The sequence below is a fragment of the Paenibacillus sp. 2TAF8 genome, from assembly GCF_052114825.1.
In the GTDB taxonomy this organism is placed as follows: domain Bacteria; phylum Bacillota; class Bacilli; order Paenibacillales; family Paenibacillaceae; genus Paenibacillus.
In genome coordinates, this window is sequence record NZ_JBFRFN010000008.1 from 78,351 (window position 1) to 103,374 (window position 25,024).

Annotated in this window: 21 protein-coding genes; 5 read left to right on the forward strand and 16 right to left on the reverse strand. The window is 47.0% G+C overall.

The features are described 5' to 3' along the window. Positions 1–74: 74 nt before the first annotated feature. The 4 genes from AB4Z30_RS13910 to AB4Z30_RS13925 all read right to left on the reverse strand — a co-directional run bounded on the left by AB4Z30_RS13910 (position 75) and on the right by AB4Z30_RS13925 (position 4,611). Positions 75–431 carry a hypothetical protein gene (locus tag AB4Z30_RS13910; RefSeq protein WP_441927268.1) on the reverse strand — a complete coding sequence of 119 codons (357 nt, stop codon included), beginning with the start codon at positions 429–431 and terminating at the stop codon, positions 75–77. A gap of 184 nt (positions 432–615) precedes the next feature. Further along, a complete protein-coding gene (locus tag AB4Z30_RS13915; protein WP_441927270.1) occupies positions 616–1,278 on the reverse strand; it encodes a class II aldolase/adducin family protein in 663 nt (220 codons plus the stop codon). Positions 1,279–1,295: 17 nt separating this feature from the next. Continuing rightward, entirely contained in the window at positions 1,296–2,795 is a 1,500-nt protein-coding gene (locus AB4Z30_RS13920; protein ID WP_441927272.1) for a rhamnulokinase, read from the reverse strand. Between the two features lie 25 nt (positions 2,796–2,820). Further along, on the reverse strand, positions 2,821–4,611 hold the full coding sequence (locus AB4Z30_RS13925; protein WP_441927274.1) for an L-fucose isomerase: 1,791 nt from the start codon (positions 4,609–4,611) through the stop codon (positions 2,821–2,823). Between the two features lie 473 nt (positions 4,612–5,084). Between AB4Z30_RS13925 and AB4Z30_RS13930 the strand changes: the two genes are divergently transcribed. Further along, the gene (locus AB4Z30_RS13930; RefSeq protein ID WP_441927575.1) at positions 5,085–6,098 is read left to right on the forward strand and encodes a LacI family DNA-binding transcriptional regulator; all 1,014 of its coding nucleotides are present in this window, start codon (positions 5,085–5,087) and stop codon (positions 6,096–6,098) included. 88 nt (positions 6,099–6,186) lie between these two features. Here AB4Z30_RS13930 and AB4Z30_RS13935 read toward each other — a convergent pair whose 3' ends face one another. Genes AB4Z30_RS13935 through AB4Z30_RS13945 form a run of 3 tightly spaced genes read right to left on the reverse strand, consistent with a single transcriptional unit; the run spans position 6,187 to position 8,925 of the window. Continuing rightward, positions 6,187–7,080, reverse strand: a complete 894-nt coding sequence (locus tag AB4Z30_RS13935; RefSeq protein WP_441927276.1) for an NAD-dependent epimerase/dehydratase family protein — start codon at positions 7,078–7,080, stop codon at positions 6,187–6,189. A 21-nt stretch (positions 7,081–7,101) separates the two neighbouring features. Then, a complete protein-coding gene (locus AB4Z30_RS13940; protein ID WP_441927278.1) occupies positions 7,102–7,911 on the reverse strand; it encodes an SAM-dependent methyltransferase in 810 nt (269 codons plus the stop codon). A gap of 33 nt (positions 7,912–7,944) precedes the next feature. Further along, positions 7,945–8,925 carry a Gfo/Idh/MocA family protein gene (locus tag AB4Z30_RS13945; protein ID WP_441927280.1) on the reverse strand — a complete coding sequence of 327 codons (981 nt, stop codon included), beginning with the start codon at positions 8,923–8,925 and terminating at the stop codon, positions 7,945–7,947. A gap of 514 nt (positions 8,926–9,439) precedes the next feature. Between AB4Z30_RS13945 and AB4Z30_RS13950 the strand changes: the two genes are divergently transcribed. From AB4Z30_RS13950 to AB4Z30_RS13965, 4 genes are all read left to right on the forward strand, one after another. Continuing rightward, positions 9,440–9,646: a DUF5316 family protein gene (locus AB4Z30_RS13950; protein ID WP_441927282.1), complete on the forward strand. Its 207-nt coding sequence runs from the start codon at positions 9,440–9,442 to the stop codon at positions 9,644–9,646. A gap of 54 nt (positions 9,647–9,700) precedes the next feature. Next, positions 9,701–10,060, forward strand: a complete 360-nt coding sequence (locus AB4Z30_RS13955; RefSeq protein ID WP_441927284.1) for a DUF3221 domain-containing protein — start codon at positions 9,701–9,703, stop codon at positions 10,058–10,060. 142 nt (positions 10,061–10,202) lie between these two features. Next, positions 10,203–10,787, forward strand: a complete 585-nt coding sequence (locus AB4Z30_RS13960; protein ID WP_441927286.1) for a bifunctional transcriptional activator/DNA repair enzyme AdaA — start codon at positions 10,203–10,205, stop codon at positions 10,785–10,787. After that, positions 10,784–11,602, forward strand: coding sequence for an SPL family radical SAM protein (locus AB4Z30_RS13965; RefSeq protein ID WP_441927288.1), 819 nt, complete (start codon positions 10,784–10,786; stop codon positions 11,600–11,602). Before AB4Z30_RS13960 ends, AB4Z30_RS13965 begins: the two co-directional genes overlap by 4 nt. 178 nt (positions 11,603–11,780) lie before the next feature. On the opposite strand, the gene AB4Z30_RS13970 is transcribed toward AB4Z30_RS13965, so the two are convergent. From AB4Z30_RS13970 to AB4Z30_RS14010, 9 genes are all read right to left on the reverse strand, one after another. Next, positions 11,781–12,887, reverse strand: coding sequence for a Gfo/Idh/MocA family protein (locus AB4Z30_RS13970; protein WP_441927291.1), 1,107 nt, complete (start codon positions 12,885–12,887; stop codon positions 11,781–11,783). Between the two features lie 122 nt (positions 12,888–13,009). After that, positions 13,010–13,735, reverse strand: coding sequence for a ThuA domain-containing protein (locus AB4Z30_RS13975; protein WP_441927293.1), 726 nt, complete (start codon positions 13,733–13,735; stop codon positions 13,010–13,012). A 72-nt stretch (positions 13,736–13,807) separates the two neighbouring features. Continuing rightward, positions 13,808–14,980: a Gfo/Idh/MocA family protein gene (locus AB4Z30_RS13980; RefSeq protein WP_441927295.1), complete on the reverse strand. Its 1,173-nt coding sequence runs from the start codon at positions 14,978–14,980 to the stop codon at positions 13,808–13,810. 52 nt (positions 14,981–15,032) lie between these two features. Then, on the reverse strand, positions 15,033–16,094 hold the full coding sequence (locus AB4Z30_RS13985) for a LacI family DNA-binding transcriptional regulator (RefSeq protein ID WP_441927297.1): 1,062 nt from the start codon (positions 16,092–16,094) through the stop codon (positions 15,033–15,035). 208 nt (positions 16,095–16,302) lie between these two features. Continuing rightward, complete coding sequence (gene glpX / locus AB4Z30_RS13990; protein ID WP_441927299.1) at positions 16,303–17,385, reverse strand: class II fructose-bisphosphatase; 1,083 nt, start codon at positions 17,383–17,385, stop codon at positions 16,303–16,305. 686 nt (positions 17,386–18,071) lie between these two features. Beyond that, positions 18,072–20,420, reverse strand: coding sequence for a glycosyl hydrolase (locus AB4Z30_RS13995; protein WP_441927301.1), 2,349 nt, complete (start codon positions 20,418–20,420; stop codon positions 18,072–18,074). Between the two features lie 659 nt (positions 20,421–21,079). After that, positions 21,080–21,652, reverse strand: coding sequence for a (2Fe-2S)-binding protein (locus AB4Z30_RS14000; RefSeq protein WP_441927303.1), 573 nt, complete (start codon positions 21,650–21,652; stop codon positions 21,080–21,082). Further along, positions 21,649–23,961, reverse strand: coding sequence for a xanthine dehydrogenase subunit D (pucD, locus tag AB4Z30_RS14005; protein WP_441927305.1), 2,313 nt, complete (start codon positions 23,959–23,961; stop codon positions 21,649–21,651). Before pucD ends, AB4Z30_RS14000 begins: the two co-directional genes overlap by 4 nt. A 103-nt stretch (positions 23,962–24,064) precedes the next feature. Further along, complete coding sequence (locus AB4Z30_RS14010; RefSeq protein WP_441927307.1) at positions 24,065–25,024, reverse strand: FAD binding domain-containing protein; 960 nt, start codon at positions 25,022–25,024, stop codon at positions 24,065–24,067.

A 25,024-nucleotide genomic window follows, 5' to 3' on the forward strand; every position in this document is an offset into this window, starting at 1 on the left:
CAATTCCAGTGCTGGTGCGGGTTTTTCATGTGAATCGGTACTGTATAACAGCATTGTAAAACGTATATTTATTCTCAGCCCTTGTGCGTTCCAGCACTGGCACGGCTCATCGTTTCAAGCTTGCGAGTAATCGCATGACGGTCAATTTTCAATCCCCAAATCATCTCGATAATCTGTTCTTTCTCTTCCGAGTGATCGGCTTGTTTCAATTGCAACAGCAGTTCGTGCATCTGCTCGTTAATGTCTTCAAACTGATTCCAGAGATCCTGACGCACTTCGGTCGAATCCATGTGATGATTGGCATCGACTTCTTCTTTCAATGCTTGCAGAATAGCGTCTTTCCATTCCTCATCACCAAGTTGTTTTGCAATGTTCAGGAGATCCAGATAATCGTCAACAAGTAGAGAGTTCAATTCAGCATATGTTTTCATCGTTTATTGCATCCCCTTTTCGTTCTATTTACCCAGTATTATACTCGGTATTTCTGGTAATGCAATAGTTGTCGAGAAAAAGGTAAACATCTGCCTGACTCCTGTCACATTTTGACGACGCTCATATCCTTTAGTGCCTCCCTTACATCTGCATTGATTATCCTTCTTTGATCTCCATGTTAGATCAGGATTTGAGTTGTTGTAATAGCTGAACTCGATAAGCTTCGCTCTCAAGGGATTGAATTTCTTTATATTCTGCATCAGTCAATATTTTAGGTTCGCCTGCAGCCTTGGCAATCATGTATACCTTCGCACTTTCCTCTACCACTTGTGTCCGGTAATAGGCTTCACGCAGATTTTTACCTGTCGTTACCAGTCCATGATTGACCAGAATAAGCGCAGAATGTTCGCTCACCTTGGCAGCCACCGCATCGGCAAGAAGCTTCGTCGTTGGTAGCACGTAAGGCACAAATCCGATATCTCCAACCAAAGCAGACTGATCCGGGAAGAGATGCGGAAGATGGTTAAAAACAAGACTGAGGGCTATCGTATACGCCGGGTGCGTATGCACAATAGCCTGAATATCTGACTTCGTGCGATAGCTAAACAGATGCATCAGCACTTCAGACGAAGGACGATTGGCTCCTGTTTGCGTCTCTCCTGTCTCAATATCTATAGCAATCCATTCATCCGGTTCCAGTTCCTCCAGAGCGAAGCCGCTTGGAGATAAAAGCATCGTACCACCCGAGCGTGCGCTAATATTGCCTCCTGGCCCAACAACAAGCCCTTGAGCTACCGCCTTACGCGCATATTTAGTTAGTTCTTCTCTAATCTGCTGTTCAGACATGTTTTCTCCCGCTTTCTTTACTGCTGCTGTTGTTTCAATCGATTTAGTTGTCGGTACTTACCGTAAGCTTCCTGCCACCTATCTGACTCTTGAGGTGTATACATCTCCGGTTTAAATGAAGCCGAAACAATGTCACGAATCTCGGACAAACCGCCTACTTCACCAAGAGCTACGTACTGAAGCAGGCAGTTGCCAGCCGAAGATGCCTCAACGGGTCCTGCAATAACCGGAAGACCTGTAGCGTTTGCAGTAAACTGACAGAGCAGGCGATTGTGCACACCACCGCCAACCATATGAATGCTAGGAGGTCTTATGCCCGTAATCTGTTCAAGTTCATCGAGCGTCTGCCGGAACTCCATTGCCAGACTTTCCAATATACAGCGAACGATGGCTCCTGTACTTTCAGGAGCAGTCTGGCTGGTGTGCTCGCAATATAGCCGAATTCGTTCGGGCATATTCCCAGGGCCCATGAAAACCTCGTCTCCCGGCGATATCATAGATTGATGCGGACGTGCTGAAGCGGCAAACTGGATTAACTCTTCATGGGAATAGAATCGATTTTCCCGTTCCCACTGACGTTTACACTCCTGAAGCAACCACAAGCCTGAGCGATTTTTCAATGTTCTTACCTTACCACTCACGGTTCCTTCATTCGTAAAACCAAGCTCACGGCTCAGATCACTTAATATAGGAGTTTCGCGCTCCATCCCCATAAGGGACCATGTTCCGCAACTGATAAAAGCAAAGTCCGTTCCAGTCGCCGGAATCGCCGCCAGTGCTGAAGCTGTATCATGTGAACCAACGGATACGACTTTCATAGGACCAGTATGCAATTCTCGAACCAGGTCATCTGTCAAATGACCAAGCACAGTACCTGGTTGAACTAACCGTGGAAATAACGATGCAGGTAACCCCAGACGAGTTATTAACGATTCATTCCATCTGGATTCCCCGCTATGAAGCAAACCACTTGTACTTGCTATCGTATACTCACATGCTTGTTCACCGGACAGATAATAGTGAAACAGATCCGGCATGAATAATAGACGTGTGTCAGCATCTGCAGCCGCTACACTGTCCTGAAGGTGACCAAACAACTGAAATATCGTATTGATTTGTTGAGGAAGCACCCCCGACATCGAATACAACTCTTGTTCACTGACCTTCGAAAGCACATCGTTCATGGATTTCGCATGACGTGCATCCCGATAATGACGCGGATTTCTACGTAATTTTCCCGCACCATCGATCAGCCCGTAATCGACGCCCCAGGTATCCACAGCAATGGAACTCACCTGTGCTGATACGCCTTCAGTACCTTTGCGTATCCCTTGTTTTAGCTCGTGGTATAAACGAAGGAAATCCCAGTGCAATTCATCCCGAAGCTGAACCGGATCATTGGGAAAGCGATAAACCTCATGCAGCATCAGTCTGTTCCCGTCTAGCGACCCCCGAACAACTCGACCGCTACCGGCACCGAAATCAGCAGCAAGTACATGTGCAGCCTGATTCCCCATGTGATAGCCTCCTTCACTTAGCGTCTCAACGATACAACGGTCCAAATACGCTGCAAGCACGATAATCGGCACTCTCCGGCTCACTTGTGCCAAACAGTCCCCATGCCCGCGGACGGAAAATATCTGTCTCAGGTACATTGTGCATATTAACGGGTATACGCAGCATTGATGCCAACGTAATCAAATCAGCACCGATATGTCCATACGAGATTGAACCATGGTTAGCTCCCCATTGATTCATCACCTCATACACCGAAGTAAACGCTCCTGAGCCCGTGAGAATTGGTGCAAACCAGGTCGAAGGCCATGTTGGATCGGTTCGCTGGTCCAGCGTGTCATGAACATTCTCTGGCAAATCCACCGTATAACCTTGAGCAATCTGCAGCACCGGTCCCAATCCTTTAACTAAATTCAAACGGGTCATAGTCACAGGCATACCGCCCTTGGTCAGAAAGTCAGCCGAGTATCCTCCTCCGCGGAAATATTCAACGGAAGCGGGTCTCCATGAGGTTGCTTTCAGGCAATGCTGCACTTCTTCATCCGTGATATCCCAAAAAGGTTTGAGAACAGGCTTGCCATCTTTCGATTGCTCCCCCGTTCCATCGAGGGCAGCAGAACCGGAGTTGATCAAATGTAAAATGCCCGCTGCAGCGTGCCCCTCCAGTTGATGTCCAGTCACTCGTTTCACTGAATCAGGACTCCAATACGTCCTTACATCTGCAAAAATTTGAGCCGTATGAGTAAGTAGTGACCCAAACAACATGGATACACCGTTTAGACTGTCATTCTCCGTAGCCACTAGATAGGGCGCGCGCTTGCCGTTCCAATCAAACGTGGAGTTCAGTATGGACTCCAGAAAATCTCCATTAGGTGCATGATCTGTCCATTGCCGCTGGCCTTGGAAACCAGATACAATGGCATGATGTCCCATGGCCTCTTCTTCATATCCAAGTGCAGCAAGCTTCGGATTACCAGCCATCAGATCACGTACGATTTGGGTCATTTTAACAACGGTTTCCCATTCATCATCTTTACGTTTTCGATCAGACTGAAGATGCTCCGGATTGTTATCCGGACCTTCACTACAGTTCTCCTTTACCCACGCCAGAGCCAGCTTGTATTCCTCTGGATCATAGATTTCTTCTTCTATACGCCGTGTCAATTCGCTCATATCCACATATTCGTTTCGCATGCCCAGATATTCCTGGAAAAAAGAATCATTCACGATGGAACCGGCAATTCCCATCGACACGGAGCCAATGGACAGATACGCCTGCCCTTTCATCGTGGCTGCCGCAAGCCCAGCTCGACTGAACCGGAGCAACTTGTGACGCACATCATCTGGAATCGTAGTGTCACCGCCGTCCTGAACATCTTCACCATAGATGCCAAACGCCGGAATGCCCTTCTGTGCATGGGCAGAGAGCACGGCAGCCAAATATACTGCTCCTGGCCGCTCCGTGCCGTTAAAACCCCAGATGGCCGTTGGAATAGACGGTGACATATCCATCGTTTCCGTACCATAACACCAGCAAGGCGTTACCGTAATCGTAACACCCACATTGGACCTGCTGAACAGCGCCGCAGCGGCTGCTGCTTCGGCAACGCCACCGATACAGGTCTCGGCAACTACGCATTCGACGGGCGAACCATCGGCATAACGAAGTTCGGATGAGATCAACTCAGCTACCGACGTTGCCATGCGCATCGTTTGTTCTTCCAATGACTCACGCACACCTTTGCGTCTGCCATCTATTGTGGGGCGGATACCAATCTTGGGAAATGCCTGATGATAACGATAATCCTGATGAGTCATGCGAGAACGTCCTCCTTTTAGTGCATATCAAGACATGCCTATGATATTGAGAATATTCTGACTGAACGATGAGCGACAATAGAAAAGGAATCAAATCAGACTAGCGGGTGAACATCTGCCGATAACCATACTTGTTAAAAATAATGAATGCGTTTACATTTATTTAAAAAATAAACCGCTCTCATTTATCATCATAAAATGTCATTCACTGCACCTTTGGTGGACAATGATCAACCATGAAAAACAACGAGAACGGCTGTGTATCGAGTGTATAAACGATCCTGTGGGTATATCTTCTAGAAATAATCTATAAAAGTATTTGATTCAACCGAAATGATCATGTAATTTGAAATCGAATTGTTGAAAAATTATACAGGGTTATCGGTAACCCTAACATAACATTCACCTATCTTGCTGTCAATCACCTTTATCCTATAGAATGAAAAGACTATGTTGTGAAAGGTTCGATTCCATTGATTACAATCTATGATATAGCCAAAAAAGCGAATGTCTCCGCCATGACGGTCTCCAAAGTCATTAATCACACAGGTCGAATCAGTGCTGCGACACGCGAGCGTGTGCAAGAGGTCATTGATGAACTGGGTTACATTCCGAACTCCAATGCACGAAGTCTGGTATTACAACGTACACATATGTTATCTCTTTTGATTACCGACATTACCAACCCTTTCTATACAACGCTTGCCCGAGGTGCTGAAGATGCCGCACATCTTCGGGGTTACCGCGTTTTATTTGGCAACAGTGACGAGGATTATCGAAAAGAAAAAGAGTATGTAGAGGCCGTTCTGTCAACTCGGGTGGATGGTGTGCTCTTTGCACCTGCCGGAGACCGTTCCCTCACCCATCTTCAGCACCTTCAAGCTCGAAACATCCCATTTGTGTTTTTGGATCGCACCGTACCGGGTATCACTTCCGACGTAATTGCTGGAGACAGCCTTGAAGGCGCATTAGAACTCATGCGTTACCTCATTAATCTGGGGCATGAACATATTGCTCTTGTCAACGGTTCTTCAGAAGTTTCAACTGCCAGACTGCGGGAAGAAGGCTATATCGAAGGACTTCGGGAAGCCGGAATTGTTCCTGATCCCTCGCTGGTGCTTCGTACTGGCTATCGGGATTTCAGTGATGATGAGGGGTTGGAACATCTACTCTCTCGGCCACGGCAGCCTACTGCTATTTTTGCGGCAAACAACATGCTGGCGATCGGGGTTATCCGGTTGCTGCGTAAACGAGGACTTAGGGTCCCCGAGGACATTTCTGTCGTTTGCTTTGATGACCTTGATCTGGCTTCTGCCTTTGACCCATTCCTGACCGTTATTGCACAGCCTGCGTACGAATTCGGATATCAGGGAATGCAGATGTTAATGAATCGAATTGAAGGGAAACTGTCTTCTGACAATGAAACGATCATTTTGCCGTCCGAGCTGCGAATACGCACTTCTGCTTCGGCGCCGCCTACCACCTGATATCTTCTTAAAAAAAACACAAAAAACAGGACGTTCCGGAGATCACTTCTCTGGTTCATCCTGTTTTCATTAGCACCTCTTGGCTCGTTTATCGTTCTGACTGCAAAGCGAGTGCAATCTCACGCACAAGACCTGGCAACCAGTCCATAAGGGCTTCAAACGTATATCCGGCCTGCTCCGCTTTAGATGTATCCATCGTCCATGACTGCTGCACTCCGAAAGGCGACATGTCCTCATCAACCGTTTGCTTCAGAATCTGAGACTGCATCCCTGTCACCGTTTCAATCAGATGCATCATTGCTGTCAGTGTAATCGAACCCTTGGACGCCGCGTTCACAGGACCAGTCAACGAAGCATGTCCAAGCCAAGCGAGAAATCTTGCAGCTTCGGTCGAATGAATAAATCCAATCTCCGCTTCGGGATTCGGCATACCAATCGGTTTTCCCTGTTGCACATGTTTGATATGGAAATGGAGCCTTCTCGTATAATCATCCATTCCAAGCACAATGGGGATGCGCATCGACGCTACCGGGAAGGTGGCTGTTTGAAAAAAGACTGCTTCTGCAAGCCGTTTGCCTTCACCATAGTCAAAGTCTTCCTTATTGCCATACTGTAATGGATAAGTATACGGATCAAAATCCGTCTCCTTAAAACCTTCTCTCGGTTCCCCATAAACTGAAAGTGTGGAGGTTAACACATATCTTTTGGTACGTCCGGCAAACGCTTCACAAGCAGCTCTCGCTTCGTTGGGAGAGTAACAGATATTATCGTAAACGACATCCCATTCATCCAACTGTGCGGCTTCGGCTACAGACTGAGGATCTTCCCGATCCATCCGGAACCGTTTCACTTCCGCTCCAAAATCCACCTCCGCTTGTCCGCGTGTAGCCACCGTAATCTCTGATTTACCTTCCCATAACAAATGATCCACCAGACGTTTACCGAAGAAACGCGTACCTCCGAGGATAAGAACTTTTTTCATGTTGTCCTCTCCAATCTTAATCTATAATGACGGCTTGATTATCCGAAGCATGGTATGAGCATTGCGTTGAAATTCATAAGATGTTCTGACCTCAGATAGAATATATCCCCTTTTTTCCAAAAATGACATCAGTTCATCCATATGCTTATAACGCTTGCCTGACAAATCCACTGTTGGAAAGATACGAATCTCATTTCTTGTCACACGTAACATCTCCAGCAACGTCTGAACATGAAAATCAAAACTTAACCGATCTGCGTAGGTGAACAAAAAATGTGCGGATAAGGTCAGATCAAACTGATCATCGCCAAAAGGCAACTCAGGTAATACGGTGGGCACATAACATTCCGGATGATGTCTCATATCCTCCACACAATCTGTAATGGCACGCAATCGTTCCTGCTTCAATCCTGCAATTGATCCGAATTGATCCCATACATACTTTTCTTGAACGGTGTGCATCTGTTGCATCGTATGTTCAATGTCATGAAATCCCTTCGTTTCAAGCTCATCTATTCCATACTGGTAAACGATATCTGCTACCACAGAATGAGCCCTATGTTTCCGCGCCTGGCTGCTGAAAGAACATGCTCCTCCGGGACAGTCCAGGATCGTCTGGCCAACAAGCTCATCCGCAGTCAGATCAAACATGCGCATATATTCCTCAAATGTTCTTCCTATAAAAACAATCTGTGATAGCTCCAGGCCGCTCTCTTCATACTGTTGCGACTGTTTGATGTGCTTCATCTTCATTTTTATGCTGTCTTCTGAACGTTCTCGTTCTTCTCTGTTCTCCTGACCATTCACGATCCTCTGCTCTTCTCGGCTCATCTCTTTCGCTTCCTTCCTCGTATACTGTTTCGTTTAATCGTTGGGGAAAACAAGACCAATCTGCTGTCTGATCTGATCCATCACCTGCATCGTTTGATAAGAACGTTCATATGTGTTCATATCGGATTCTATTTTCCCCTGCTGAACTAGATTTACGAACTCCTCTACCTCATAATACATCGCAGAATGTTCCTGTTCCACTGTTAGTACCTCTACGGTTCCATCATTGTAACGGATCTCGGCATGTTCAGGCGAACCGATCTTGTCAATGATGATGCTGCCGCGCTCACCCATTATTTCACTAGGCACATGCGAATTGGCAATTTTGGAGTACGTTACGACAGCATCCATTCCGTCATAATTCAGAAGCACACTGCCTTGCCCGTCCACACCGGACTCCAGCATCATCGCTTGGGCTTGAACCTGCTTCGGCGCTCCAAATAACGTGATGAGCGGATATAAACAATACACACCCAGGTCCATTAGTGCCCCATTAGCGAGCTCAGGCTTGAATGCGTTCAACACGATGCCTTCCTTGTACTTATCGTAACGCGATGAATACTGCGAATAACCCGCTATGTACTTGCGAACAGGGCCGATTTTAGGCAAATGCTGCTCTACACTTTTAAACACGGGAACAAGAGTGGACTTCATCGCTTCCATCAGCAGAACATTATGCTGCCGCGCTGTCTCGATCATGCTGTTTACTTCTGCGGCATTAGCCGCCAAAGGTTTTTCACACAATACATGCTTGCCGTTTCTCAGGAATAGCTCTGCCTGCTGCGCATGCAGTGTATTTGGCGTGGCAATGTATACCGCATCCAGCGTGTCGCTGGCGGCCATCTCCTCCAGATCCGTGAAGCGATAGGCTGCATCATAACGGTCTGCAAACGCATTAGCCTTATCTTCTGTACGTGAAAATACCGCCGTAAGCTGAAAACCCTCAACTTGAACAGCAGATTCCAGCAGTCTTTCTGTAATCCAGTTGGTACCTACTACACCGAATCGAACCATCTCTATCTACCTCTTTCGTCTATGACTAGGTCGTGTCTGAAAACGCTGAAGCAAGCAGATTTTGTTGAATTTTCGTTCCAAGCAAGGAAGTTTTCTGCAGGCGTGCCGGGGCACGTCAAGGGAAACTAACGCAGCATGGGGCGAAAAGGCGGTAAAAGATGCACTTCAGTAGGTTTCAAGACACGTCCTAATATCTGTAAATTGTTATTGGGTCAGGCGATCAGAATGATCAATGCTATATAGATGACCTGTCCTTTATATTGTAGCGTATATTTCAGCAGGAATGAAGAAAGAGCTAATTTCACATAGTGCAGAGCGATTGAATCTCATGTATTTTTCACAATATCAGTGGAATCTGTTCATTGCAGTGTTCTGGGTAGAAGTTATACTTCATTAGGCTTATCTTTGTTAGTTCTGGGGGTTAACGTGAATAGAACTTAGCTAATTCGCTTGCAACGTTTCCCTTTAATAAACGTTTTAATAACAATTAGGATTTTTGGGAAGGAGATGCAATATGAATTTTTTTATTTATCTAGGGATCATTCTCATTTTTGTTTCTGGACTTTGCATTGGAGCCTGGACAACGGGTTACCAACAAAGAGGTAATTTTCATTCAGAATCCAAGGAAGACCGTGAAATAAAGAAGGAAGTTGCTAAATGGTCTACTTTCGCAGGTATCTGTTCGTTTGCAGTTGCTGGATTAATCTATWTACTAAGCTAGATTATAAATGGAATACAAGTAAGCAACTTCATATCACGTTGAAGGAGGTCTATCATGAAAAAAGCAATACTATTTATTATCAGTAGTATGATTGTATTTACAGGTTGCTCTAACAAAGAAGAAAATACAAATTATCCAATTTACGAGGGTACTGTCGTTTATAAAGAAGTTAAGCATGATAAGTATAGATTTCTTATGCTCCAAAATATAAGTAAGGAAGATTTGGAAAATGGAAATCCCGAGAAATTTGCACAACTAGCACAAGATCAAGAAGCTGCATTTTATTCCCTCGATAAAGAAAATTATGAGTCGATTGAAGTAGGACAAAAAGTGAGAATCACTACTGACCTTAACCAATATGAATCCAATCCGCCTCTTAGAACCGCTTTGAAAATTGAAAACATCAATGAGTAAGGAACTCACCAAACTTTTGTCTTCTAATAATAAAAAAAGAACTTCATTTAATAAATTGCGGTTATATTGATATCTTGCGATTTCAATCAAAACTTCGTGATTTCCAGATCATGCGGTGTATAATTTTAATAGAGGTGAGACTATGAAACGAACACTGCAACATGATAACCCGCCTTCAGGGATTCCTCATGAGTACTGGGATGCGATCATGCAAAATGACGACAAGTACGATGGTACTTTTTTCTACGCGGTACAAACAACTGGCATTTTCTGTCGCCCCTCATGTAAATCGAGAGCACCCAAATCGGACAATGTGCTGATTTTTCAAAATGCGGAGCAAGCCCTGGCTCACAAGTTCAGACCTTGCAAGCGCTGTAAACCTACGGGAGAACGTGTGCCAGATCAGGAGTGGATTCACGGGGTGACTGAGTATATCGGGAAACATTACGCCGAACCGTTAACGCTGGATGTACTTGCTGCTGCAAGCCACGGGAGTCCATACCACCTGCATCGGGTTTTCAAACGCATTACGGGTCTAACTCCCGTCCAATACATTCAGACCAAGCGGATAAACGAAGCACAAAACCTGCTTCAACATACACATCTAACCGTCACCGAGATCGCACGCCAAGTCGGTATATCCAATTCGGCTTATTTCATTTCCGTCTTTCGAAAGCACACGGGAGTTACTCCTTCACATTATAGGGAAAGGCATGACAACCCATGAAAATACAACTAGCCTATAAACTCCCCAAAACGTTATTAAACAAAGGGAGCGGCTTCCTGGGTGGTTACACCCACACCTTAAACCCGTACACGGGCTGTACCTTTGCATGTTCATACTGTTACGTCAGGCAGATGCCTGTTTCCTTATTTCGTAAGGAAGACTGGGGAAGCTGGGTTGATGTGAAAAAAGAAGCCTCCGGCATCCTCGCCAAAGAAATGCAGCGCGCCCGTAAGAAAGGCAAAGTAACCATCTTCATGTCGTCCAGCACCGACCCGTATCAACCCGTCGAAGCTCAGGAACAAATTACACGTTCTTTGCTCGAAACCATGTTGCTGTATCCGCCGGATTTTGTATTGGTGCAGACCCGTAGCCCGCTTGTAACGCGGGATATCGATATCCTGCATCAGCTTGGTGAACGTGTGCGGGTGAGCATGACGGTTGAAACGGATCAAGATGATGTACGCAAGCACTTTACCCCCTTTGCGCCGCCCATTGCAGGCCGCCTGCATGCACTTAAGCAACTGAGAGATGCTGGTATTCCTACACAGGTCGCCATAGCCCCTGTGTTGCCGAGTAGTGAACAGTTTGCCTCTACGCTCCGGCCGCTCGTTCAGCGAGTATGTATTGATGATTATTTTATGGGTGACGGTAGCGAAGGCAAACGAACCCGAAGACTTGGGGTAGAGAATCTTTATCAAGAGATCGGAATGCAGCACTGGTATCAACCCGATGCCTACCAAACGGTTGTTGAGCGTATGAGGGCCAGTTTTTCAGAAAATGAAATCTATATTAGTCAGGCCGGATTTGAGCCTTGATTGGAAAACTATTTTCGGATAACTATTTCGCTAAAAGCTCGTAAACCATAATTGTATTCTCAATTAGTATCGAATACGAAACACTTGGCATACAAAATAACCTCTGTCCCTATTTCTTGGACAGAGGTTATTTCATTATGTTGAACGTGCTATTGATCGTAAGTTTATTTAAGCTTATTTACTGATCCAACGTATAAAGTGGCAAATTCACTGGCAGTGCCGCTGGACGCTGGCATGTACTCTGCATTTTATAAAAGGTCTGTTCATCCGATGAGTCATGGAATGCCCACATCGCTTCGAGCACATGATAAGCCAGTTCGCCGCTGGCTCGGTGTGCGCGGCCACTGTGTGCAGCATAGGCCATATCCGCCACGCCGATACCACGCGTATTTTCCTGATACCCAGGAAGCAACGGAGCTTCTGTCCATTCGTGTTCACCTATCAGACGATAACGTACCGGACCGCCAAAAGTATTCGGATCAGGCACTTGCAGTGTACCATGAGTACCGTATATCTCAATCGGTGGCAACGAACTTCCGCCAAATACATCAAAGCTTGTAATCAGCGTACCGATGGCTCCCTGTTCAAATTGCAGCAGACCGGTGACATGTGTTGGAATGTCAACGGGAATGATCTGGCCTCTCTTTTTCTCACTCGTAATGGTTCGTTCTGTCATCGCTTTACCCGTCATTCCCGCAATGGACTTAATCGGTCCCAGCAACTGAACAAGTGCAGTCAGATAATAAGGTCCCATATCAAACATTGGCCCGCCACCGCTTGCATAATAGAACTCCGGATCGGGATGCCAGAACTCATGTCCCCGACTCATCATGAAAGCTGTTGCCGCTACCGGCTTGCCGATAATCCCATCCTCTACGAGTTGCAATGCCGTCTGAATGCCTGAACCAAAGAAGGTTTCAGGTGCGCAACCCACCAGCAGACCTTTACGTTTCGCTGCTTCAAGTACAGCCTGCCCTTCTTCACGGGTAACCGCAAGCGGTTTCTCGACATAGACGTGTTTGCCTGATTCCAGCGCACGTATGCATACTTCTGCATGAACGGCAGGAATCGTCAGATTGATGATCAGTTCAATCTCGGGACTCGCGAACATTTCGTCCACAGTGTATACGTTAGGAACGTTGTAGGCAGCTGCCTGCTCCTCTGCCCGACTCCGATCCAGGTCGGCGACCGCAACCAGCTCAAGCACCTCGAAACGGTGACAGTTCTCCATATAGATGCCGCTGATTTTACCACAGCCGATAATACCTACTTTCATTGTTTTCATGCCCTTGCTCCCTTCGCCGTGGATCTGATATGTGTTGTTTAAAGTTCTCTTATGGATGTCATGTAAGTGCGAAATTACAAACGTACAAATGGATGAGAATACTTAACTGTAAATGTAAAACACTAGGTTTGGTTGTCTGCCATCCCTGTGTAAACCTCGGTTGCATCCGTTGTCCGGCTCTTCGCCAGTTCTTTGCCTGCGGCTGTCCAGAGGAAACCACTGCGCATCATTTCGGTTACGGGTTTCATATCTACGATGTCTGCATGGTGTCCGAGTGAATTGTAAAACACACGTCCTGCACCCCAGCGCTTCGTCCACGCTACAGGCATATCGACAGGCCCATTCGCAGCGTGAGGACCCGTTACAATAGGGAAACGAGTTGTTGCCAGCACTTCCACAGCCGGGTCAACGTGCAAGTAGTACTGCTCACTTTTCACCTGAAAATCTTCAATATGTTCAAAAAGCGGACTAGAGCCACGCTTCATGTTCACCATATATTCCACACCATCGTTGCCTGGGTGAGCCACCCATTGTCCCCCTGTCATAAACTGCCAGTCTACGTTGTTACGGAACGCGTCACACATGCCGCCATGCAGACCTGCAAGGCCTACGCCGCTCTGCACAGCAGCTGAAACGTTACTCACCAGCTCCTGCTCAATCTGTCCCATCGTCCATAGAGGCACGATCAGATCCAGACCCAGTAGCTTCTCTGCATCTGCATACGACTCCAATGTATCGGAGACTTCGACTTCGAACTGCTCTTCTTTTAAAATGCGTTCAAAAATGGCTGCTACCTGCTCCGGCTCATGTCCATCCCAGCCGCCCCATACAATCAGTGCTTTTTTCATTGCTAGATCCTCGCTTTCGATTCATTCGATTTTGATTTCCGTATCTCGTTATTACCTTTTTACATTACGTCGTTACATTTCTTCAAGGGTTACCCAGCGGCGCTCCGTTACCGAACGCTCCACCGCTTCCAATACAGCCTGACACGCAACTCCATCATGGAAGTTCGGAGACGGCTGACGTCCTTCGGAAATGGCGGTGACAAGCTCCAGCATCTCATGTGTAAACGTATGCTCAAAACCAATCGTATGCCCTGCAGGCCACCAGGCTTCGGCATATTTATGTGCAGGATCTGTAGCGAGTACGCGGCGGAAGCCCTGGACATCCTCGTCATCCTTCGTAAAATAAACTTCTAGTTCGTTCATCCGTTCAAAATCAAAACGCACACTGCCCAAGCTGCCGTTAATCTCAAAAGAATTTGTGCTTCGATGTCCGGCTGCAAAACGTGTCGCTTCAAAACTGCCAAGTGCTCCGCCTGCGAATCTCGCCAGGAACAACGTAGCGTCATCCACCGTTACCTCACCTTTCGGTGCATCGGCACTCGAACTTCCTTTGGCACTAAGACCTGTCATCTCGGAAGCGAGCGGACGTTCTTTAATGAACGTTTCACTCATGCCTATGACCTCTTGGAACTCTCCAACGAGGAAACGAGCGAGGTCAATTAAATGTGCGCCGAGGTCACCGTGTGAACCGGAGCCTGCGACTTCTTTTTGCAGACGCCATACGAGCGGGAAGTTCGGGTCCAGAATCCAGTCCTGGAGGAAAAACGCACGGAAATGATAGATTTTGCCCAAACGTCCGCTCTCGATCAGATCCTTCGCCAGCTGTACTGCTGGAGAGAAACGATAGTTGAAACCAACCATATGCGTTATACCAGCCTCTTCTGCAGCCTGAAGCATCTCACGAGAGTCAGTCAGCGAAAGCGCGAGGGGTTTTTCACAGAACAAGTGCTTGCCTTGACGTGCCGCCTCCAGCGCAATTTCCTTATGAGCATCACTTGGAGCATTAATGTCAATGAGATCGATGTCATCCCGTTTGACCAATTCTCGCCAATCCGTAACACTCTCCGACCATCCGAACTGGTCTGCTGCCGCCTGAACTCCCTCCTGATTCCGACCACAAATCACCGACATTTCGGGCTGCAACGGAGCAGATGGGAAAAACATCGGCAGACTGCGATATGCATTACTGTGAGCCTTCCCCATAAATTTGTATCCAACCATTCCTACACGAAGACGTTTTGACATGTTCATTTCCTCCTTGGATAGAATGTAGAAAACTTTTATAGAATAGCTAAGCTCAAATATGTCGGCTGGAAGAAGCACGAATAATCAATTCAGTGGGCAACAGCGTTCTTGGAGAGTCATAAGTAACATGAGAATGATATCCTTTTACTCCCAGGGCATCCGTTGCACCATTAGAACCTTGCACCAACTTTGACACAGCAAGCTCTCCCATCTCGAAAAAGGGAACCCTGATGCTGCTCAACGCCGGAACCGCCATCTCGGCCGCATCGGAGTCATCATAACCAACGAACGCCGGGAAATCCTGGGTCCGTACCCCTCGTTCCCGCAAGCCATGCATCACGCCAATTGCCATCCGGTCATTCGCTGCAAACACTGCATCAATCTCATGCAAACGCTCAGCTACAATAGCTGCCGCCTCAATTCCGCTCCGCCTGCTGTAATTTCCTTCAAACAGCRAGCTTGGATCCAGCTCCATGCCCGCCTCGTGCAGACCCAATCGCACGCCCTCCAGCCGATCCTGACTGTTCGAATAGCTGTCTGGCCCATTCAAAAAGGCGATTCTGCGATACCCCTGATCTGCAAGATGGCTTATAGCAAGCCTGCTTCCCTCGACATGATCGGCATCGACTTCCGTAAACGATTCGCCTGCAAAATGCTGGTTCAACACACAGAACGGATGGCCTTCCCGATCTAGTTGCTGCATGGCTGCCAGCTCATCCTGATCATGTCTTGCACCAAGAATGATACAGGCATCAATCTTCTGTCTGCGAAAAAGATCCGTATAATTCATGGTCTCACCTGCGGTTTGGAACATGACCAGCAGATCAAGGCCGTTGTCTCTCGCTTTGCTTCCGATACCACTTAACATTTCCGAGAAAAAATAGGCCGAGAACAGATGTGCCTTCGGTACATAAGGCAATACAACGCCCAAATTGCCGCTCTTGCTTCTGGCAAAGCTGCGGGCAAGTGCACTGGGTACATAGCCTAATCTCTCGGATGCTTCAAGCACTCTGCGGCGAGTCTCTTCCTTGATCGGTCCAACGCCATTTAAAACCCTGGATACCGTCGCTTCGGAAACCCCGGCGAGCTCAGCGACTTCTCTACGAGAAGCCATGTCTTTCACCTCCTTCAGATGAATGCGCAAAGTTAGAAACCATTTCAATATCCATTTATGTACGCGCGTACATTTTCTCATGCCATGTAACCGTTGTCAATGCTAAAACAACAAAAAGAATGAGGAATTCAGGATTAACCTTTTCCTCATTCTTTTTTGTCAATAACTTAGCGCACAGTTGATTTCTATTAATTAAGAAGAAACTCTCTTATCCATTCGTTGTTACGACTGGTTCCTTAGTCGACTGACTAAATTCGGCCTGTTCCATCGCTTTAGTCAGTTTTCGAGTACGATTTGATGGCTCAGAGGATGCCTGAAGTTTACGAACCTTATGCAGTACCTCCTTATTAGGCAGGAAATGCTGGGAACGAATAAACCGAATCGTTTTAGTTTTGGCGCGCATGACAATCGAATCCGTCTCGGCTCGATCATCTGCAAGGTAACGCACACCGCCAAGGATTTCACCAGGGGTTACTCCCGTTGCGGCAAAAATAACATCCTCGGTACCGATCATGTCTTCCATCGTTAACACCTTGTAAGGATTGTCAATTCCCATCTGCAAGCAGCGTTGGAATTCATCTGCATTGGCAGGCATCAATCGACCTTGAATCTCGCCTCCCAGGCAAGATAAGGCTGCAGCAGCCAGTACACCTTCGGGTGCTCCGCCTGAACCAACATACAGATCAATTCCCGCTTCCGGAAATGCTGGAGCCATGGCCCCGGCAACATCACCGTCACTAAGGAACTTGATCCTCACGCCAACTTTGCGCAGCGTCTTGATCGTACTCTCATGCCGCACACGATCCAGAATCATCACGGTGAGATCGGAGATGTTTTTGTTCAGAGCAACTGCAGCCTTCTCTAAGGTCACCTCAACCGGATCTTCAATGCTGACCTTCCCTACCAGCGCAGGACCCACAGCCAACTTCTCCATATACATATCCGGAGCATGGAGCAGATTTCCTTTTCCCGCTACCGCGATGACCGACAGCGCATTGTTCAAGCCTTTGGCTACGATCTCTGTGCCTTCCAAAGGATCAACAGCGACGTCGACCTCCGGCCCTTCTGCATTTCCTACCTCTTCACCGATGTACAACATTGGGGCTTCATCCATCTCACCTTCCCCAATCACGACCGTGCCACGAATGGACACGGAATCGAACATGGCACGCATGGCTAAAGTAGCCGCTTCATCTGCACTGTTTTTGTCGCCTCTTCCCATCCAAGGGGCAGAAGCTAAAGCCGCCAATTCTGTTACTCGCACAATTTCCAACGCCAGTTCGCGTTCCATGGTTGCCACTTCCCTTCTGGTTTTTCACAGCATACCGTGAAGGTCATCTGAAAATCTATCGCAAATCCATATCAAATCAATCTATAAACGGCGTAGCAGCAACCTCTTATCGACTCATTTGCTAATTTTCCCATTTATTAATTCGTTGATTTTTAGTTATTTTTAGACACGCATAGAGTAAGAACATCACTCTTTTTACTCGTTCTAAAATTAATACTTTTTCCAATTTTCAACGTAGTTTTCTTCCTATCACTTGTTCAAGAAGTTATGTCACCTTGCTTTGCTTCTGAAGCTGTAACCTGAGTAAGAATGCCGTTTTGAGCAAAAGTTAGAAACAGAAGCTGCACATCTTCCGGCAGAATCGAAAACGATTTTCGTGAAAATTCATCCGGTTTAAACTGCTCTAATAAAATGGAATTTGCGAACTGTAGTTGAGGTCATTCTTCCATCCTTGAATTGATCCAACCAGAGGGTCGATTTTAATATTAATCAGGACTTTATCTTTTCTTAATGCCATAGACACAATCTATAAAGGACATCGAAAAATATAAGTTTACATAATATTAATTATGACTATTAAAGCAACTGTTTTCCCCTGATTTATTCCATTTTCCTCTTCGAGCAGAACCAAACAAGACTGAACCCGTTGAGCAACCAACTGATCCAGTCTTGTTTCATTTTATGGTTTAAGGTTCCATTCCCCATACCAACTGATTACTTACGTATCCGGTAACCTTGCTATGGCTCACATATTGATTTCCCGCTGCCATGAAGGAATAGTCATCCGCCTGGTTGTAATTAGTCCAGTTGTTTTTCGAAAAACGCGCCTGGATCTCTGCACTTCCGCCCGGATGCAACGTGCCTGCACTGCTGGTGAACCCCAGCTCAACATAATAGTCAGCTCCCGCCACAGGATTCGCCAACTTGACGAACGTACTGGTGACGTTAGCACTTCCAATGCTTGCCCAATCCGTCCAAAAGGTCTGAGCTTCCTCCCCGTCAACCGTGTAATAATACCGAACCTTTACATCACTCAGGTTAATGGCGGTCTCGCCGGAATTGATAAGTTTGAATTTGGGAGCAATCCCGTTGGTCGAAGCGCTTGTATTGCCATTATAGGCCTGGATCGTCAAGTTACTGTCTGGTGGCACAACAACTACCGAACTATCCACGACATTTAACTTAAGAACGGCATCTTTACCTCCGTCAAAATGGAACGTCAGACTCGTCTGACCTATAGGTAACGTTGTTAGATAAGACTGGTTTAACACCACCGTTGATCCCGATACCGTATAATGCTGCCCGGATACGAGATTCACCGCTTTTTGTGAAATGTGTGTAAGCTGATGCCCGTTCAAGGTGAGGGAAATCGTGATATTCTGTGCATGACTTGCTTCTTTATCAAAAGTGGCACTTGCGGGTGAGATGACCGCACCTGGATTCGGCTGATTCCCCTTCAGATCCGGTAACTCATCCAGAGTGATCACGTAATCGCTCTGATAGAGTGCTTTCAATGTGGCCGGATAATTGAATGCATCACTCATCAGATGTTCACCATACCATGGACAGAAGTAAAGCCACCCCGCCTTTTCCTCGGTAAGATTCTTCACACTTGGAACCGTATCGTTCTCTGTCATCGCTACCATCTTCTTGCCATTGGTCAGATTCACCAGCTGATAGAAAATAGAGCTAATCGCATCCTCGTTCGGCACACCCGACAATCCATCATAACGGTTGTAAATTGTGTTGTATTTATCGTATCCCACCAGATCCACCTGATCATCCCCAGGATACCAAGATGGAGAAGTACTGTATACATAGCTGTTGTACGTCCAGATCAGATTATGCAGGTCATATGTTTCGGTCAGCTCGGTATAGATCATATCCCATAGCTTTTTATACACATCCGCTCCAGCAGAAGCCCACCAGAACCAAGCTCCCTCCCCGTTCAATCCTCCGTTCCCTTCTGCTTCATGGTACGGACGGAAAATGACCGGCACATTGTTTTCCTGTAAAATCTGCAGCTGCTCCGCCAAATCCTCTATCGTCATCATGACGTATTGATATTCCTTCGTACCCGGGATTACAGCCTTGGCTGTATCAAAATTCGTTTCGGTCGGTTTGTAGGTCGCCTCTTTCCAATCCACAAAATCACCAAGCTGATACGTATTAAAATTACGTGGTACATTGATATGCCAAGAGGCAGTTGCAATACCTCCACGGTTATTCACCCAGTCGATCATGCGATCGGTTGTACCATCTTCCCAGCCATACAGCGGGTTGTAGTTCATAAAATCAAAACCACGGATAGCCGGATATTTACCCGTCAAATCATGAATCCATTCAAACTCCAGCTCTGAATTCCCGTCATTCCCTCCTCCATAGATCTCCTGTTGACCCGAAATGATGTTATGTCCATATACCTCCGTTAAATAGTTCATTAATCGTTGTGTTTCCGGTGTAGCCTGAGAATCCGTGAGTATAGGCTGCACATTCAGCGGATCAAGATCGGCATAATCGATCGTAAAAGTATCAAAATAAGCATATCCCCAGCCAGCCTTCAGTTGAATACTGTTGCTACCCTTGTTTAATTTGTGATAACCAAAATCATAGTCCGACCATGTCGTCGTGTACGGAAGCATGTAAGAACCTTTGGTTACCCCGTTTACCGCCAGGTATTGAAGCCTGCCATCCATGCTAAGCTCCTGCATATAGCGGGTGGAAATGCTGTACATTCCTGTCTCGGGAACCGTCACGTTTAAGGTGATCGTACCTGAGCCCTGCATCCAAACAAACCCGCTGCCCGAATAGCCGGGTTTAGGTTGTCCGTAAATTTGGTTAACCACTTGCAAGTCTGAGGTTAGCTCTGCATCTTCGCCCTCAATGGTCAACAGCGGGGCATTCGCATTCGCTTGCGCAGGTGCAGGAACGGTCAGCACGCCAATCAACATCACACATGCTAACATCACGGCGAGTATCTTTTGAACACTAATCCTCCATCCATTCTTCGTTCCCATCTTCATTCCGAACTTCATTTCCATCTCCCTTTCCATATAAAATGTGAGAGCGAAATGTGCATAATTCCAATCTTGATGGCGCTTTCACACTTAAACATATCATGAATAGATAAAGTTGTAAATATATGGTTATTTTGAACAAGTTTATCTATGTTTATCAAGAGAATATAATCACTCTGTCACAAGAAAAATTCACAAACCAACATTCCGAAAACGCTTAATTTTTTTGAATTAATTTGTTTTTTTCACACTTTATGCATCCTTATGTATCTAACCTCTTTATTCATCTGACACTTGAATAAACATACTGAATTTTTTTCTTATTTCCTGACATCCAAGTAATCATGAATTCCGGTGAAGTGTCATTGCTTTTGTCCAAAGCGAGCTCTTCTACGTTTTTCGTTATATTCAAACGGTAATTTGCATCAGATGAAGAAACGTCATGATATTCGATCGTATTGTTCGGGTAAATAACCATAACCCTCACGTTACTTGCTTTTTTTGCCTTAATCATTTCAAATGTTATAGTTGCTTGGTACATCCCGTATAATCACCCCACAAAAAAATAAGAACTTTCTACGGGCAGAGCTTTATCTCCACTCGCAGAGAATTCTCTATTATTTTTAATATTACCACTATTTAGTGAAAAAACTAAGTTTTGTTTCTGCTTCGGATATTCAGGTTTCCGCCATATCTGTTTTAAAAATGTTGACTGCTGCGTTGCTAACTTGTTCTTTCACCGGGATTTCATTCATAACTTTAGCTCCGCAACGCTCACTTGCCCTGTTTACCGCACGTATAATCCCGCCGTATCCTGTACAACGACAGAGATTGCCGCATAACCCCGATTCAATCTGTTCCTGCGAAGGATTTGCACACTCGTTCAGTAAAGCCTTGGTGGAAATGATCATACCCGGGGTGCAGTATCCACACTGGAATCCTCCTTCTTCCACGAAGGCTTGTTGAATCGGGTGAAGCTCTCCCTTTTTCTCACCATGAAGTCCTTCAATTGTCGTGATCTCACTGCCCTCACATTGATAAGCCATAACGAGACAGGCATTGACCGGCTCTCCATTCATAAGGATCATACATGCACCGCAGCGTCCAACCTCACAGGACACCTTGGTTCCGGTTAGCTGTAATTGATTCCGCAGAATATCGACAAGTCGGGTTCCAGGGGAAACGATGAGTTGTGTTGACTGTCCATTCACCACAGCGCTCCATTCCTGTTTGAGGGGTTGGTTGATCATGATGGCTTCACTCCTTCTGGCAAAAGAAAATTCAATGCCGTGCTAAGCTGCTCACGCTGCACGGGAAGCTGGTTAACCCATACACCTGTTGCCTGATGAATCGCCGCTGTAATAGCTGGTGCAAGCGCAACGGAACCAATCTCGCCAATGCCTCTCGGCCCGAATGCATCTCCTTCAGGTAAATCTTCAATCGCCTCCACCTCCAGCTGCGAATGGATATCCTTAATCGTTGGAATCAAATAGGTGTCCAAATTGGTCGTAACATAACGACTATGCTGCATGACGGCATCCTCGGTTAACGTAAATCCAAGCGCCATTACACTGCCGCCCTCAATTTGACCTACATACCCCATCGGATTGATTACCGGCCCTGCAGCCACAATATGCCGTGTATCCAGCAGTTTGGTTTCGCCGGTCAGTGTATTGACCTCTACCTCTGCAACCACCGCGGCATACGTATAGAGGTAATGCCCCCCCATAACATCGTCCGGCGTGGTGGGATAATGAAAGCTGGTATCAAAAATCCACTCCTGCGCTTCTCCCTGCTTCACAAGCTCACCATAGGAAACGACTGGGCAGGAAGAGGCTGATACAGATTCCTCTGTCTTTATCCATACTCCCCCTGGCCCTGTCACCAGCTTCGCGGCCGAGATACCTGTAATTTCTGAAGCAACATCAAGCAGCTTGGAACGGAAACCATGCTGCAGGCGCTGCAAGGCCATCCAAGCCATCGTGGTGGAACGGGATGCCGTACTGGAGCCGCTATGAGGCACGCGATCTGTATCCCCAATAACAATGCTCAGATCCGATGGTTGGCACTGGAACAGATCACAGAGCATAATCTCCAGTGTGGCTACAAGACCTTGCCCAAATTCCTCGTAACTAAAAGCCACTTCAATCTTACCCTCAGCATTCAGAGACAAGCGTCCGCCTGCAGGGTCTGGAATGCCGTATCCAAGCCCGGCGCCATGCATTGCGATGGCCGCACCGACTCCGTGTTTAATCCACGGAGGACGTTCTGGGTCAGCTTTGGGATGAAGATGCTTTTGCCATAATTCGGAGCGGTCCAGCGCCTCCCATACTTGAGATAGTCCATCCGTGGGCAGGATGCGCTGGTTCAAAGGGCCTGGATCATATTTCTGCCGCAAATTACGCCTGCGTAACTCCCAAGGGTCCATATCCACCAGCTGTGCCAGACGATCCATCTGACCCTCCATCGCAAAGATCGCCTGATTCCCTCCAAAACCGCGAAACTCGCCTGATAATCCATTATTCGTATATACAGATACCCCTTCTACATCCACATGCGGAATCAAATACGGCCCCATACAATGCTCAGTACAGAAGTTTAATACGGGTGCCCCAAGAGTAGCATAAGCACCGGTATCTGCCGTAATACGAACCCAATGCGCCTGCAAAATGCCCTCACGGCTGATGCCAGTCTTCATCTCGATCTTCATCGGATGGCGTTTTAATCCTGCCCGTACCGACTCTTTACGCGAGTTGTGCATCTTGACAGGACGGCCGCATTTCAACGCAAGCAGCGCACCGTAAGGTTGTACGTTCAGTTCATCCTTCCCGCCAAACGACCCACCAATGGGTGAAGAGACTACTCGAATATGTTCTTCCGGACAACCAATAATACGTGCGAGTTGCATACGATCCTTATACCCATGCTGCGTTGCCGCATAGACATGAAGACGCCCCTCCTCATCCGGCACAAACAGGCCACCTTCTGTCTCCATATATGCATGCATTTGTCTCGGGGTATAATAGGTCTCCGTTACAATATAATCACATGTCTCAAAAGCTTGCTCTGCATCTCCACGTTTGATCTCCGTACGATGCAACACATTACCTGGTCCATGCGGATGAAGCTCCGGTGCCCCCGGAGCCAGTGCAGCATCCGTGCTATCCAACGGTTCAAGCTCATCATACTGCACCCGGATAGCTCCCAAGGCAAGTAAGGCACGTTCGGGTGAAACGGCCGCAACAGCAGCAATCGCATCACCAACATAGCGAACAACATCCTCACAGAACACGGGTTGATCGGGTGTCGCAATCCCGAATCGGTTAAGCCCAGGGACATCCTTAGCCGTTAACACCGCATATACACCCTCCATCGCCTCCGCTTCCGATGTATCAACGGACAGTAGCCGCGCATGGGGGTAAGCACTTCGCAACACTTTTCCGTAGATCATGTCAGGCAAGGCCATATCGGTCAGATACTGCAGTTGCCCCGTTACCTTTGGAGGGCCATCCGGCCGCAGGTGCCAGCGTTTTCCGCTCTGTTCCCGGTTAATCAGCATGATGTCTCCCCACCTTCCATTGCTCCTTTTTCCGAACCTCGAATCGTTGATTCCCTAGATGCCTTGATGATAACGACATAGATACTGCTCTTGTCTCGGCATCCTAGATAACCATGGATTGAAAAGCCTGCCATAGACCGGCTCCAAGTAAATTTCCCGCTGCCTGTCTCCTGTAAGTTTCGGTTGCAAAAGCATCCGTATAGGAAGCAAATTCGCCAGCAACATGGGCGGCAAGCCCGGCAGCTTGAGCAGCATCTGCTTTAGCTGTTCGAATCCATTGCTCCGTCTCAGTCAGTCTCACCGCTATACCGGAGCCACCACCCGCAGCAATGGCTATCCGGGTCCATTGCCCATCATCCGGGCTAATCTCCCCGAGTAAAGCTACGGTAACAAGCGAGGCAGTAAACGCCTCTCTGCGGCCTAATTTACGGTAAAAGAATATTTGCTGGCTTCGTTCCGTGATTGGTTGATCGGACTCGTAAATGCCTTGTTCAGAATCACAAGACGTCAGGTCTCCTTTTGCATGTCTGCACGGAATATGAATGGAGACCAATACATCTTCTGCATTCAGCCTTCTATCCCGTCCATCTAGTAGCCATGACCTCACATTTTGAGTCTCCATGCCATTGCAGGTCAGCCAGTGTAGCTCCGCATCATAGACTAGCAGAGCCGGTAATGAATCCCCGACAGCTGATGCGACATTTCCACCGATGGTCGCCAGGTTTCGTACAGAAGGAGCGGCAATAGTCAACACTGACTCGTGCAAAATAGGAAGCCGCTGAAGCAAAGGATCTGTTACACATTCCTTTAAACGGGTCATGGCTCCGATCACAATCTCATCTTCATGAACAGATATTCCGCTCATCTCGGGAATACGGGACAAACTAACCAGATGTTCAGGTGGAACTTTCACTTCTGATTCCCACTGGGTTCGTAACAACGTTCCTCCTGCCGCGTAACACCAAGTTCCTTCAAGCTGTTCTCGAATGATTTGCAGTTCTTGCAGACTATCTGGTTGCCACACAGAGGGCTGTGCACCAGAGCCGTACCCCGGCTTAACCAT